Genomic DNA, 12,698 nt, shown 5'->3' on the forward strand with positions numbered 1-12,698 from the left:
CTTAACCTTAATTTGCAAAATGACCGCGCCTAAACAATGCCGTCTGAAAGTGGAGATTGGTTTTCAGACGGCATCGCCCGAGAGGTGTCGGAAATGGACTTTATCCCCATTCCTTTTCGGTTGAAACCCGTCTGTTTATAGCGATAGAATCTAATCGGAGGGCAGCCTCGTTCGGGCAACACGCAGTGCGGTGCTTGATGTGCCGTCCCCTGTTGAAGCATATAAAGCTCGGAGAAAGTATATAAGGGCATCATTCCCGCACCGGCAAGAATCCAAACCCGAACGTTTGAAAACAATCCCGAATCTCCGAATTCCCGCCTGTGCGGGAATGACGAAAAAACAAGCATCCATTTGCCCCGAAGGCAGTTAATCAACCCTTTCCGCCGCACACCTATTCCAATATCCAATGAAAACCATCACAGAAACCCTAAATCTCGCCCCGAAAGGCAAAAACTTCCTGACCGCCGATTGGCCCGCGCCCGCCAATGTGAAAACCCTGATTACCACGCGCAACGGCGGCGTGAGCCAAGGTGCGTATCAGAGTTTGAACCTCGGTACGCACGTCGGCGACGACCCTGAAACCGTGCGCCGCAACCGCGAAATCGTGCAACAGCAGGTCGGATTGCCCGTTGCCTATCTCAATCAAATCCACAGCACCATTGTCGTCAATGCTGCCGAAGCATTGGACGGCACGCCCGATGCCGACGCTTCCGTGGACGACACGGGTAAAGCCGTCTGTGCCGTGATGACTGCAGACTGTCTGCCCGTTCTATTTTGCGACAGGGCAGGTACGGCGGTTGCCGCCGCACACGCGGGCTGGAGCGGTTTGGCGGGCGGCGTATTGCAAAACACCATTGCCGCGATGAAGGTTCCGCCTGTCGAAATTATGGCGTATCTCGGCCCTGCCATCAGTGCGGATGCGTTTGAAGTCGGGCAGGACGTGTTTGATGCGTTCTGCACGTCCATGCCCGAAGCCGCTGCTGCATTTGAACCCATCGGCGGCGGCAAATTCCTTGCCGACCTCTACGCGCTCGCCCGCCTGATTCTGAAGCGCGAAGGCGTGGGCGGCGTGTACGGCGGCACGCATTGTACGGTTTTGGAACGGGATATTTTCTTTTCCTACCGCCGCGACGGAGCGACGGGGCGTATGGCGAGCCTGATTTGGCTGGACGGCAATGCCGTCTGAACACGCCGCTGATATAATCTACCGACTTTATGCTTTTGAGAAAGGCAAGCGATGAACAAAATATTCCTTACTGCCGCAGCCTTGATGCTGGGCGCGTGCGGTTTCCACCTGAAAGGTGCAGACGGCATTTCTCCGCCGCTGACCTACCGGAGCTGGCACATCGAAGGCGGACAGGCATTGCAGTTTCCTTTGGAAACCGCGCTGTATCAGGCTTCGGGCAGGGTGGACGATGCTGCCGGCGCGCAGATGACCCTGCGTATAGACAGCGTTTCCCAAAACAAGGAAACCTATACCGTTACCCGTGCGGCAGTCATCAACGAATATCTTTTGATATTGACGGTTGAAGCGCAGGTATTGAAACGCGGCGAGCCGGTCGGCAAACCGATGACCGTGTCCGTCCGCCGCATTTTGGATTATGCCGACAACGAAATTTTGGGCAAACAGGAAGAAGAAGAAACCCTGTGGGCGGAAATGCGGCAGGATGTTGCCGAACAGATTGTCCGCCGCCTGACCTTTCTGAAGGCGGAATGACGTGGCGGCACATATCGGACGCATCGATACGGACGCGCCTTTGAAACCTCTGTACGTCATCCACGGCGAGGAAGAACTGCTGCGTATCGAGGCAGTGGACGCATTGAGGGCGGCGGCGAAGAAGCAGGGTTATCTCAACCGCGAAGCCTATACCGCCGACGCGTCTTTCGATTGGAACGAACTGCTGCAAACCGCAGGCAGTGCGGGTCTGTTTGCCGATTTGAAACTGTTGGAATTGCATATCCCCAACGGAAAACCCGGCAAAAACGGCGGCGAGGCATTGCAGGATTTTGCCGCCCGACTGCCGGAAGATACGGTAACGCTGGTTTTGCTGCCCAAACTGGAGAAAACCCGGCTCCAGTCCAAATGGTTTGCCGCATTGGCGGCAAAGGGGGAAGTATGGGAAGCCAAACCGGTCGGTGCGGCGGCTTTGCCCCAATGGATACGCGGACGGCTGGACAAAATCGGTTTGGGTATCGAGGCAGACGCATTGGCACTGTTTGCCGAGCGCGTGGAAGGCAATCTGTTGGCGGCACGTCAGGAAATCGACAAGCTCGCGCTGCTGTATCCGAAAGGGCATGCCGTCAATATCGATGAGGCGCAAACCGCCGTTGCCAATGTTGCCCGCTTCGACGCGTTCCAACTGGCAGGCGCGTGGATGAAGGGCGATGTCCCGCGCGTATGCAGGCTGTTGGACGGGTTGGAGGAAGAAGGCGAAGAACCGGTGCTGCTTCTGTGGGCGGTTGCCGAAGACGTGCGGACGCTGATTCGGCTTGCCGCTGCCCTGAAACAGGGGCAGAGCATCCAATCCGTCCGCAACAGCCTCAGGCTTTGGGGCGACAAACAGACGCTCGCACCGCTTGCGGTCAAGCGGATTTCCGTCGTCCGCCTGCTTGACGCGCTCAAAACCTGCGCCCAAATCGACCGAATCATCAAAGGCGCGGAAGACGGCGACGCATGGACGGTATTCAAACAGCTTGTCGTGTCGCTGGCGGAATAAAGCGGTAATCCCCAAAATCCGAAAATACTGTAAAATACCGTTAATCCTGAAAAGTATTCACCAATCCGTCCGAAAACATTTCAGACGGCACGACCACCTCAATAAAGGAACATCAACCCTATGGACAATAAGACCAAACTGCGCTTGGGCGGCCTGATTTTACTGACCACCGCCGTTTTAAGCCTCATTATCGTATTGATTGTCGATTCCTGGCCGCTTGCCATCCTGCTTGCCGCCGTCATCGTCGCCGCCGCTGCGGGCGGCTTTGTTTGGACATCCCGCCGACAGCAACGCCAGTTTATCGAACGTCTGAAAAAATTCGACATCGATCCCGAAAAAGGCAGAATCAACGAGGCAAACCTGCGCCGTATGTACCACAGCGGCGGACAACACCAGAAAGATGCGATTACCCTGATCTGCCTGTCGCAAAAATGTTCGGTGGACGAGGCGCACGCTATGTTCAAAAAACGCCCGACACGTCAGGAAATCAATCAAATGGCGGCAAAACAGTCGCGCGGTCAGAAACGTCCGCACCGTTAACCGCCGCAAGGCATCTTTGCACAAATGCCGTCTGAAGTCTGTTGGCGTTTCAGACGGCATATTCCGATTGAAAAGATGATGATACTGAAAACCGCCCCGCTCAAACGCCGCTTTGCCGCCATACTGTATGAGATGCTGCTGGTCGGTGCGGCGACCTGTTTGGCAGCATTGCTTGCCGGTATTGCCGCCATTTTTCTGAATCCCGTTTCTATCGCGGTTTCTGCATTGGTAACGAGTATCCTGATAATGGGAGCATGGTGGCTTTATTTCCGCGCCAACTGGCACGGTCAGGGGCAGACCTTGGCGATGAGGACATGGAAAATCGGCTTGTGCGACCTTAACGGCATACAGCCGTCTTTGCACCTGCTGCGCCTGCGCTTTATTTGGGCGTGCATATTCATCGTCTTCATTCCTATGCTTGCTTATGCCGGATTGCGCCACTTCCTCGGCATTCCGCCCAAGGGCGCGGCCGGCGCGGCATTGGTTTGGCTGATTTTGCCGTGGGGGTTCGCCCTGCTGAATCCCGACCGGCAGTTTCTGTATGACTTCCTTGCCGGAACGAGGTTGGTGGATGTGAAAGAACAATCTTGAATTGCTTGCAACAGAGGTTTTCAGCCGATCAAGAATGCCGTCTGAAAAAAGTTTCAGACGGCATTGTCATGTTTGGAGAGAAAGGCAGGGCTATTCGATATTCTGCACCTGTTCGCGCATCTGTTCGATCAGGACTTTCAGCTCGACCGAGGCTTGGGTGCATTCGGTAGCGATGGATTTGCTGCCCAAAGTGTTGGCTTCGCGGTTCAGTTCCTGCATCAGGAAGTCCAACCGTTTGCCGCTGCTGCCTTTGTGTTCGGTAACGATACGGCGCACTTCGGCAATGTGGGTGCGCAGGCGGCTGAATTCTTCGTCGATGTCGGATTTTTGGATAAAGAGGGCAAATTCCTGTTGCAGCCTGTCGTTGTCGATGCTGCCGACGGCTTCGGCAAGGCGGGTGCGGATTTTTTCTTTATGCGCTTCCACCAGCGCGGGGAAGATTTCGCTCAAAGCATCGATGATTTCTTCCATGTTTTTAATGCGTTGTAACAGGTGTTCGCCCAATTTTTTCCCTTCACGCCGACGTGCGGCGGTAAAGTCTTTTAGTGCTTTGTCGGCCAGTTCGACAATGGTTTTCGCCAATGCTTCCGTATTTTCCTTTTGGCTTGCCAATACGCCCGGAAAGCGCAAAATATCAGCAACGCCCAGTTTTGCCAAATCATAATGTTTGCGGAGGTTTTTGTTGATTTCGGCAAGCTGTCCGACCAGAACGCGATTCAGTTCCAAAGACTGATTGCCGTTTTCCGCATCTTGAATTTGGATTTTGCATTCGACTTTGCCGCGCGCCAGATGGGATGAAATCTGCTCGCGGATGCCGTTTTCCAAATGGCGCAAATCGTCGGGCATCCTGATTTGAATGTCCAAAAAGCGGTGGTTGACGGCGCGGATGTCGAGGTTGATGCGTTTGCTGCCGCACTCTGCCGCCGCGTTGGCAAAGCCGGTCATGCTGTGGATGCGGATATTTCCGCTGCTCATGTCGTTCTCCGAAGTTCGTTAAAATGGAATCAATATATCACATCTGTATGGCGGCAAGCGTTTTCGGGTGTGAAAAATTGAAGATTTCGCAGCGGTAGATTGGAATCACGCGCTTTTGTTGCTGCAAGGAAGGGAAATGTATCAAGCAAAATCTCCAAAACCCGAACAGGCTATGGGTTTTTTGCCAAAATGATTTTTGCAAGCCGTTGGCTGCAAGTGCCGATTTATGCGGGGCTGACTGTTGTACGGGCGATTTGTGCCTATAAGTTTTTGAAATCGTTGAAGCATCTGGTCATGAATTTGGATGTGTCGGACGAAAACGCCATCATGCTCGCTGTTTTAAATCTGATTGATGTGGTTATGATTGCGAATTTGCTGACCATGGTGCAGATTGGCGGGTATGAGTCGTTCGTATCCCGGTTGCGTATCGACGACCATCCTGACCGGCCCGAGTGGTTGAGCCATGTGAATGCACCGGTATTGAAGGTAAGGCTGTCGATGTCGATTATCGGTATTCATCCATCCATTTGCTCCAAACATTTATCAATTCCGCCAATCTGTCGGAAAAGCAGCTGATGTGGCAGTGTCTGGTGCATGTCTGCTTTTTGATTTTGGCGATTGCGATGGCTTGGGCGGATAAAATCGTGTACGGCACGACGCACAAACCGCATTGATGTTTACCAAATAAAATACCCGACAAATTGTTTTGTCGGGTATTTTATTGTGTATATTTCAAACCGCTTCGGCTTCTTCGGTCAGGAAACCGCGCAGTTTCTGCATGGCTTTCGCTTCAATCTGGCGGATGCGCTCGGCAGATACGCCGTATTCGGCGGCAAGCTGGTGCAGCGTCAGTCCGCCGTCGTCTTGAAGCCAGCGGCTTTCCACAATGCGGCGGCTCCTGTCGTCCAATTGCGCCAAGGCGTTTTGCAGGCCTTCGGTTTGCAGGGCGTAATGCGCCTGTTTCGATAGTTGTCGGCTCGGTTCGGAATCGTGGTCGGCAAGCCAGTCGATGGGGGCGAAACTGTCCTCGTCGTCGCTGTTGTCTGCCATGATGGCGATGTCGTGTCCCGTCATGCGCTGTTCCATTTCCAGAACTTCGGAAAGTTTGACACCCAAATCGTCGGCGATGTCTTGTGCCTCTTTGGGAGACAGGACATTAAGGTTTTTACGCATGCTGCGCAGGTTGAAAAACAGCTTGCGTTGCGGTTTGGTGGTGGCAACGCGGACAAGGCGCCAGTTCCTCAGGATGAATTCGTGAATTTCCGCTTTAATCCAATGCACGGCAAATGAAAACAGGCGTGCACCTCGACCGGGCTCGTAGCGTTTGACCGCCTTCATCAGACCGATATTTCCTTCCTGAATCAGGTCGGCCTGATTCAGCCCGTAGCCGTCATAGCCGCGCGCGATGGAAACGACGACGCGCAGGTGGGACAGGATGAGTTGTTTGGCGGCGTTGAGGTCGCCCTTTATCCGGCGTTCGGCGAGGCGGGTTTCTTCTTCCTGGGACAGCATCGGGATGCTGTTGACGGTGTGGATGTATTGTTCGAGGCTGCCGTTGCCGCTTTGGATGGCGGGTAATGCGAAAGCGTTATTCATTTGGGGCATTTCCTTTCGGCTGAAACTGCGTATCGGCGGTTTGGTGTGTTGGGATGCAGTATATCACTGCTTGGCTTGTATTTTGTATGTTTGGCAGGAGATATACGCTAAGGTTTGAAAGACAGGAAAATTTTGTAAGGCAAGTTTGATTGATTTTGTAAACCTGATAGCTCAATTCGATTTTAGAATTATATTACATACGTGGTTGTATGTAAACGGCCGGTTTGAAAAAAGACAGCCCGTCCGGACGGACTGTGCAGGTATCAGTGTTCTTTGTTTCGGAAGATGAAAAGAATCAGTGCGGCTAGGGTCAATATGCCCATCAACCACCATGAACTGCCGGTTTTCATATAGGGCGTTTCGCCGATGTAGCCTTTGATGTGTCCTTCTAATACGGTTTCCGTATCGGGTTGGGCTTGGGCGATGATGTTGCCTTTGGGGGAGATGATGGCGGTTGCGCCGGTGTTGGTGGCGCGGACCATATAGCGTCCGAGTTCCATAGCCCGCGCCTGCGATTGTTGGAGGTGCTGGTACATGGCGTTGGATTTTCCATACCACGCCATATTGCTGACATTGGCAAGCAGTGTGGCGTCTTTGGCGGCGGCAATCAGTTCGTCGCCGAATCCGTCTTCGTAGCAGATGTTGAAGGCGATTTTTTGGTTTTTCATCATCATGGCGGATTGCTTGCCGCCGCCTTTGCGGAAGTCGGAAAGGGGCATGTCCATCATTTTGTAAAGCGGTGTGGTCAGGAGGGGCAGCGGTTTGTATTCGCCGAAGGGGACGAGGTGGTTTTTGGCGTAGTAAGGGATGCCGTCCTGATTGTTTTCCTGATAGCCGGTCAGGTTGATGACGGCGTTTTCGTAACCGTTGCCGTCCGAAGTGTATTGGCTGATGCCGACGGCGAGCGCGCTGCCGTTGTTTTGCGCCTGTTCGGCGAATTGCGCCAGTATGTTTTCCGGCAGGTTTTGGCGCATGATGGGAATGGCGGTTTCGGGCAGGATGACGATGTCGGCAGTGGTTTTGCCGACCTGTTCGTAATATTTCTGTATGGTCGGGATGACTTGGTCTTCACGCCATTTGAGGGTTTGGGCGATGTTGCCCTGAAGCAGGGCGACGGTGCTGCGGCTGCCGTCGGGGCGGGTGAAGTCGGTTTGTTGGGCGGTGTAGCCTGCGGCAAGCAGGGCGGCAATCAGAATGGCCGGAAGCAGGCGTTTGCCCGAACGTGCGGTGTTGTCGATCGCCAAAACCAGCCAGACACCGAGAAAGGCGGTTGCCAGTGTAACCATGTGGATGCCGCCCAAGGGGGCGAAACCCGCCAGCGGGCTGTCCGGGGTGATTTGGGAGTAGCCGATTGCGCCCCAGCCGAATCCGGTCAGGAAACGCTCGCGGGCAAACTCGGTCAGCGTCCACAGGATGGGCAGTACCAGACCGGTCTTTATGCCCTGGGGCAGGGTAAATTTTTTCCACAGCCAGAAACACAGTGCCGGATAAAGGGCAAGGTAGGCGGGCAGCAGGAAGGTCAGCGGTACGGCATAGAGGTCGGGCAGGCCGGAAACGTCGTGCAGGGCAGTGTGTATCCAGTAGAACTGTGCCGTGTATGCGGTCAGACCGAACAGGTAGGCGGAAGAGGCGGCAAAACGCGGACGCAGTTCGATGAGGCGGACGAAGGCGCCGAAAATCAAGGGCATCAGCCAAAAGTGGTAGTAGGGTGCGAAGGCGAAGGGGGTGGCGGCGGCAAAAAGGATGAGCAAAGGCCAGTAGAGGGCGGGGTGCTGCCAGTATTTGTCCAGTTTGGAAAACATATTCGTCTGTCTGTTCGGAATATGCCGTCTGAACGTCTTTCAGACGGCATCGGTATTTGAAAAAGGAATCAATGCCTGCCGAAACGATTCATCAGCGACAAGGCGGGGCGCAGGCAATCGAACCGGAAAGCGGCCCGACAACGAGGTTGGCGGAATACTCTGTCCAGCCAGCGTTCCAGTGTTGCGCGTGCAGGAAATCGTGCAAAAGGCCGAGGTTGTGGGCGGCGCATCAGCAGCATGCCCAAGTCGTCGAGTTTGACGATGACGGCGACGATTCCGTACACCAAAACAGTCATGCCGATGCCGATTGCCGCCATCACGAGCGAGCGCGTCATCAGGCTGTATTGTTCGACCACGCACAGCGCGATGATGATGATTTCTGCGGACAGGATAAAGTCGGTACGGATTGCACCTTTGATTTTAGCCTGCTCGTTAACCGCCGTTTCGCCGCCGTCATCGTGCGCGTCATGTCGGTGCAGAAACTTGTGCAGCAGCTTTTCCACGCCCTCAAAGCACAAATAAATCCCGCCTGCCGTCAAAAGCGGCGTAATGAGTTGCGGCAGGAAGGCGGAAAGCAGCAGAGCCGCAGACACCAAAACCGGCTTGTTGGCAAAAGAACCTTTCGCCACCGGCCAAACAATCGGCAACTCGCGTTCTGCCGATACGCCTGTAACCCGGTTGGCATTGGGTGCCAAATCGTCGCCGGCCACGCCGGCGGTTTTCTTTGCGGCGGCTTTGGTCATCAGGGCAACATCGTCCAAAACGGCGGCGATGTAGTCCGGCAGAGTAAATAGTGAGGCAAATGCCATAAAAAATCCTGAAATGCGGCGCAAAGTCCGACATTATATAGGAGAACGCGGGTTTGGGCGGTATCAGGCGGCATGAAACAGGAAAATGCCGTCTGAAGGCGGTGGCGGACATGAAATAAAGTTTCGTGAGAAGAAAATGCCGTGTTACAATCTTTCGATTCTAATTTCATGAATTTTAAGGGGGAGCCGTTGGCGTGGATTGGATGAACAGCCTGTTTCTGCTGGGTGGCGCACTGTTGTTCCTGAGCGTGGTTTCGACCACTTTGTCCGCACGTTTGGGAATGCCTTTGCTGCTGGTGTTTCTTGCCGTCGGCATGCTGGCGGGCGAGGAAGGCGTTGGCGGCATTGCCTTCAATAATGTCGTGATGGCGAATTTCATCAGCCAGCTTGCTTTGGCGGTTATTCTGCTCGACGGCGGTTTGCGGACGCAGCTTTCCAGTTTTCGGATTGCGTTGAAGCCCGCGTCGGTACTCGCTTCGTGGGGCGTGTTTGCCACTGTGCTTCCGCTGGGACTGTTTGCAACTTTTTATCTCGGTTTGGATTGGAAGTTCGGCGTGCTGATGGCGGCGATTGTCGGTTCGACCGATGCCGGCGCGGTATTCAGCCTTTTGCGCAACAGCGGCGTGCGTTTGAACGAACGGGTGCAGGCGACTTTGGAAATCGAATCGGGTGCGAACGACCCGATGGCGGTTTTTTTGGTTACGGCACTGATTACCATGATTATGCAGCCGGCGGAATCGGGTGCGGCAGCGTTTGTCCGGATGCTTGCGCTGCAAATCGGTTTCGGTCTGCTGACGGGTTGGGCGGGCGGAAAGATATTGGCAAAGCTGGTACGCCGTCTGAATCTTGCGGAAGGTCTGTACGCGCTGATGATTGTGTCGGGCGGGCTGCTTGTGTTTGCGTTTACCAATACCATAGGCGGCAGCGGCTTTTTGGCGGTTTACCTTGCCGGCATCATTGTCGGTAACCAGCGCAACCGTGCGACGGAACACGTTTTGCGTGTGATGGACGGTTTGGCTTGGCTGGCGCAGGCAACTTTGTTCGTCATGCTCGGTCTGCTGGTTTCTCCCGCCGGCGTGTTGGACAGGGCGGCGGAAGCCTTGGCGATTGCGGCGTTCCTGATGCTGGTCGCGCGTCCGCTGGCAGTGTTCGGCGGTTTGTGGAAATTCAATTACAGCCTGCGTGAAAAGGCGTATATCAGTTGGTTGGGCTTGCGAGGAGCCGTACCGATTTCGCTGGCGATGATGCCGCTGGTGATGGGCGTTCCCAATTCGCACCTGCTGTTTGATGTGGCGTTTGCCGTGGTGGTGCTGTCGCTGCTGATTCAGGGAACGACGATTCCTGTGATGGCGCGGCTGTTGAAGGTTGCCATGCCCAACAAGCCCGAACCGAAAGATACGCATGATATTTGGCTGGCGGAAAAGGAAATTGTCAGAATGTCGGCGTTTAAAGTGGTTGCCGAATCTGAAGCGGAGGGACACCATCCCGATACGGTCGAACCGATTTCCGATTCGTTTGACGCACGCTGTTTCGCATTGATACGCAACGGCAGCCGAATCGAAATGCAGTCCGACACCGTGCTTCAGGCGGAGGATTTGGCGTGGTACATCCTGCCCGACGGCAAGGTCGATAAAATGGCGAAATACTTTACCGAGACGGGTATCGGCGTCCGTGAAAATTTTGATTTCTTCGGTGAGTTTGTCGTTTCGCCGGCAGCACGTTCGGGCGATTTGGCACTTGCTTACGGTTTGAAGCTGGAAGCGGGCGAAGAGGGTTTGAGCCTTGCCGAGCTTTTCGATAAGCGTTCCGACAGTCAGGAGCCGGTCGAGGGCGACCGTATTGACATCGGCGGCTTTATGCTGACCGCGAAGGAGGTTGACGGGGACGGCAATATCGGGTCTATGGGTCTGAAAGTACCGCGTTAGAAAGGTTTGGTTTGAATGCCGTCTGAAGCCGGATTGCCGGTTTCGGACGGCATTTTGTCTGTTTGGTTTTTTTTGCCTTTTGCCTGTTTTACGTCTTTTTCGGTAACGCTTCCGCCGCCGTTGTCAAAGGCGTTCATGATATAAGTGGCGACGGCGGCAATGTCCGCATCGCTGATGGCGGTTGCGGGCATGAATCCGTTGTAGGTTTTGCCGTTGACTTTGATTGTACCGTTGATGCCTTTGACCATGCTGTGCAGCAGCACCTGCGGTTTTTTCATGATGAAGTCGGAGCGGTAGAGCGGCGGAAACATGGTTCCGCGGCCTTCGCCCTTTTTGCCGTGGCAGGCGATGCAGTTGGATTCGTACACTTTTTGCCCTTTTGTCATGATGCTGTTGTCGGCGGCAGAAGCGGCGGCGCAGAGGCAGCACAAGATGAAGGCGGTCGGCAGTCGGGTTGTGTTCATTGGCGTTTCCTTAATGTTTGAAACCTTGTTGTTGATTTTGCGTAGCGGGTGAAAGGTTTTTTTGCCGAATCGGTAGTAAGGTTGCACTTGATGTGCTGTCCGGCATAGATGCCATCATACGCTAAAGTAGCGGGAAAATGCCGTCTGAACACGGCGTTCAGACGGCATTTTAGACATGGCTCAAACAGTTTCAACGCCAGCCGCCAAGGTTTTCTTCGGCAAGTGCGACGAGTGCGTCTATCCAGTCGGGGTTGTCGTTGAGGCAGGGGATGTAGCGGTAGTTTTTTCCGCCCGCTTCATAAAACTGTTCCCGCCCCGTCAGGGCGATTTCTTCCATGGTTTCCAAGCAGTCTGCCAAAAAGCCCGGGCAGAATACGTCCAGCTCGGTTACCCCCTGTTTGGGCAGTTTGCCGAACAAATCCTGCGTGCTCGGTGTAACCCATTTTGCCCTGCCGAATTGGCTTTGGAACGATACGGTATATTCGTCTTCGGTCAGTTCCAGTGCTTCGGCAAGCAGTTTGGCGGTGTGGCGGCACTCGTCGGGATAGGGGTCGCCGAGGTCGTAGTGCTTCTGCGGTACGCCGTGAAAACTCAACATCAGTTTTTTCCCACGCCCGTGTTCCGCCCAATATCGGAGGATGTGGTTTTTCATCGCATCAATGTAGCCGGCATCATCATAAAAGCGCGAAATGGTGCGGACGCTCATTTGGTTGCGTTGCAGCAGCAGTTGTTCGCACACTTTATCTACCGCCGCTCCGCTGCTGGAAGCGGTATATTGCGGATATAGGGGAATCGCAAGCAATCTGCCTACACCTTGGGATTTCAGCTCCGCCAATACATCCGCTATCGAAGGATTGCCGTAAGTCATGGCGTGGCGGACGATGAGGTCGGGCATACGTTCGGCAAGCGCGGCAGCTTGGCGTGCTGTGTAAACTTCTAGGGGCGAACCTTCCTTAAACCAGATTTTTTCATAGGCGTGCGCGCTTTTTTTGGGGCGGAACGTCAGTACCAGGCCATGCAGAATGGGATACCACAGCCATTTGGGCAGTTCGACGATGCGCCGGTCGGTCAGAAAGGATTTCAGATAAGGGCGTACCGCCTGTGCGGTCGGTGCGTCGGGTGTGCCGAGGTTCAACAGCAAAACGGCGGTACGGTTTTGTTGCGTATAGGAAAGGGAGGGTTCTGGAAGGAATGGAAGCATGATCGGTTTCTGAAAAATAGTGCAGGTAGGGTAAAGCGGCAAAATGCTGTCTGAAGCGGCTTCAGACGGCATTGCCGG

The 12,698-nt window shown here is 54.4% G+C and carries 13 protein-coding genes and 1 pseudogene; 7 read left to right on the plus strand and 7 right to left on the minus strand.

Translation table 11 applies throughout. The features are described 5' to 3' along the window. Nucleotides 1-29 precede the first annotated feature (29 nt). Entirely contained in the window at nt 30-254 is a 225-nt protein-coding gene (locus tag HT085_RS11540) for a hypothetical protein (protein WP_225577482.1), read from the minus strand. A 152-nt stretch (nt 255-406) separates the two neighbouring features. On the opposite strand from HT085_RS11540, the gene pgeF reads away from it, so the two are divergent. The 5 genes from pgeF to HT085_RS01825 all read left to right on the plus strand — a co-directional run bounded on the left by pgeF (nt 407) and on the right by HT085_RS01825 (nt 3,848). Next, the gene (pgeF, locus tag HT085_RS01805) at nt 407-1,186 is read left to right on the plus strand and encodes a peptidoglycan editing factor PgeF (protein ID WP_003690756.1); all 780 of its coding nucleotides are present in this window, start codon (nt 407-409) and stop codon (nt 1,184-1,186) included. A gap of 51 nt (nt 1,187-1,237) precedes the next feature. Further along, nucleotides 1,238-1,717, plus strand: coding sequence for an LPS-assembly lipoprotein LptE (locus HT085_RS01810; RefSeq protein WP_003690758.1), 480 nt, complete (start codon nt 1,238-1,240; stop codon nt 1,715-1,717). A 1-nt stretch (nt 1,718) separates the two neighbouring features. After that, nucleotides 1,719-2,717 carry a DNA polymerase III subunit delta gene (gene holA / locus HT085_RS01815; RefSeq protein ID WP_003690761.1) on the plus strand — a complete coding sequence of 333 codons (999 nt, stop codon included), beginning with the start codon at nt 1,719-1,721 and terminating at the stop codon, nt 2,715-2,717. Nucleotides 2,718-2,837: 120 nt separating this feature from the next. Then, on the plus strand, nt 2,838-3,257 hold the full coding sequence (locus tag HT085_RS01820; protein WP_002217668.1) for a hypothetical protein: 420 nt from the start codon (nt 2,838-2,840) through the stop codon (nt 3,255-3,257). Nucleotides 3,258-3,332: 75 nt separating this feature from the next. Next, nucleotides 3,333-3,848 carry an RDD family protein gene (locus tag HT085_RS01825; protein ID WP_033908763.1) on the plus strand — a complete coding sequence of 172 codons (516 nt, stop codon included), beginning with the start codon at nt 3,333-3,335 and terminating at the stop codon, nt 3,846-3,848. Between the two features lie 90 nt (nt 3,849-3,938). On the opposite strand, the gene HT085_RS01830 is transcribed toward HT085_RS01825, so the two are convergent. Next, nucleotides 3,939-4,823: a YicC/YloC family endoribonuclease gene (locus tag HT085_RS01830; RefSeq protein WP_003687657.1), complete on the minus strand. Its 885-nt coding sequence runs from the start codon at nt 4,821-4,823 to the stop codon at nt 3,939-3,941. A 99-nt stretch (nt 4,824-4,922) separates the two neighbouring features. On the opposite strand from HT085_RS01830, the gene HT085_RS01835 reads away from it, so the two are divergent. After that, nucleotides 4,923-5,399, plus strand: coding sequence for a TIGR00645 family protein (locus HT085_RS01835; RefSeq protein ID WP_003687659.1), 477 nt, complete (start codon nt 4,923-4,925; stop codon nt 5,397-5,399). A 156-nt stretch (nt 5,400-5,555) separates the two neighbouring features. Here HT085_RS01835 and rpoH read toward each other — a convergent pair whose 3' ends face one another. From rpoH to HT085_RS01850, 3 genes and pseudogenes are all read right to left on the minus strand, one after another. Further along, nucleotides 5,556-6,419: an RNA polymerase sigma factor RpoH gene (gene rpoH, locus HT085_RS01840; protein ID WP_014580118.1), complete on the minus strand. Its 864-nt coding sequence runs from the start codon at nt 6,417-6,419 to the stop codon at nt 5,556-5,558. Nucleotides 6,420-6,682: 263 nt separating this feature from the next. After that, the gene (gene lnt, locus HT085_RS01845) at nt 6,683-8,221 is read right to left on the minus strand and encodes an apolipoprotein N-acyltransferase (protein WP_003687663.1); all 1,539 of its coding nucleotides are present in this window, start codon (nt 8,219-8,221) and stop codon (nt 6,683-6,685) included. A 68-nt stretch (nt 8,222-8,289) separates the two neighbouring features. Further along, nucleotides 8,290-9,030, minus strand: a pseudogene (locus HT085_RS01850) (DUF808 family protein). A 203-nt stretch (nt 9,031-9,233) separates the two neighbouring features. Between HT085_RS01850 and HT085_RS01855 the strand changes: the two are divergent. Beyond that, complete coding sequence (locus tag HT085_RS01855; protein ID WP_033909013.1) at nt 9,234-10,955, plus strand: potassium/proton antiporter; 1,722 nt, start codon at nt 9,234-9,236, stop codon at nt 10,953-10,955. Here HT085_RS01855 and HT085_RS01860 read toward each other — a convergent pair. Both HT085_RS01860 and hemH read right to left on the minus strand, forming a co-directional pair. Beyond that, nucleotides 10,952-11,419 carry a cytochrome c2 gene (locus tag HT085_RS01860; RefSeq protein ID WP_003690768.1) on the minus strand — a complete coding sequence of 156 codons (468 nt, stop codon included), beginning with the start codon at nt 11,417-11,419 and terminating at the stop codon, nt 10,952-10,954. The genes HT085_RS01855 and HT085_RS01860 overlap by 4 nt on opposite strands. 190 nt (nt 11,420-11,609) lie before the next feature. Continuing rightward, nucleotides 11,610-12,692 carry a ferrochelatase gene (gene hemH / locus HT085_RS01865; protein WP_003690770.1) on the minus strand — a complete coding sequence of 361 codons (1,083 nt, stop codon included), beginning with the start codon at nt 12,690-12,692 and terminating at the stop codon, nt 11,610-11,612. Nucleotides 12,693-12,698 lie beyond the last annotated feature (6 nt).

The sequence above is a fragment of the Neisseria gonorrhoeae genome, from assembly GCF_013030075.1.
In the GTDB taxonomy this organism is placed as follows: domain Bacteria; phylum Pseudomonadota; class Gammaproteobacteria; order Burkholderiales; family Neisseriaceae; genus Neisseria; species Neisseria gonorrhoeae.

What these genes read in the sequence shown, in the direction of transcription:
- HT085_RS11540 (WP_225577482.1), bottom strand. Translation starts at nt 254, where the DNA reads ATGATGCCCTTATATACTTTCTCCGAGCTTTATATGCTTCAACAGGGG.
- pgeF (WP_003690756.1), top strand. Translation starts at nt 407, where the DNA reads ATGAAAACCATCACAGAAACCCTAAATCTCGCCCCGAAAGGCAAAAAC.
- HT085_RS01810 (WP_003690758.1), top strand. Translation starts at nt 1,238, where the DNA reads ATGAACAAAATATTCCTTACTGCCGCAGCCTTGATGCTGGGCGCGTGC.
- HT085_RS01820 (WP_002217668.1), top strand. Translation starts at nt 2,838, where the DNA reads ATGGACAATAAGACCAAACTGCGCTTGGGCGGCCTGATTTTACTGACC.
- HT085_RS01825 (WP_033908763.1), top strand. Translation starts at nt 3,333, where the DNA reads ATGATGATACTGAAAACCGCCCCGCTCAAACGCCGCTTTGCCGCCATA.
- HT085_RS01830 (WP_003687657.1), bottom strand. Translation starts at nt 4,823, where the DNA reads ATGAGCAGCGGAAATATCCGCATCCACAGCATGACCGGCTTTGCCAAC.
- rpoH (WP_014580118.1), bottom strand. Translation starts at nt 6,419, where the DNA reads ATGAATAACGCTTTCGCATTACCCGCCATCCAAAGCGGCAACGGCAGC.
- lnt (WP_003687663.1), bottom strand. Translation starts at nt 8,221, where the DNA reads ATGTTTTCCAAACTGGACAAATACTGGCAGCACCCCGCCCTCTACTGG.
- HT085_RS01855 (WP_033909013.1), top strand. Translation starts at nt 9,234, where the DNA reads ATGAACAGCCTGTTTCTGCTGGGTGGCGCACTGTTGTTCCTGAGCGTG.
- HT085_RS01860 (WP_003690768.1), bottom strand. Translation starts at nt 11,419, where the DNA reads ATGAACACAACCCGACTGCCGACCGCCTTCATCTTGTGCTGCCTCTGC.
- hemH (WP_003690770.1), bottom strand. Translation starts at nt 12,692, where the DNA reads ATGCCGTCTGAAGCCGCTTCAGACAGCATTTTGCCGCTTTACCCTACC.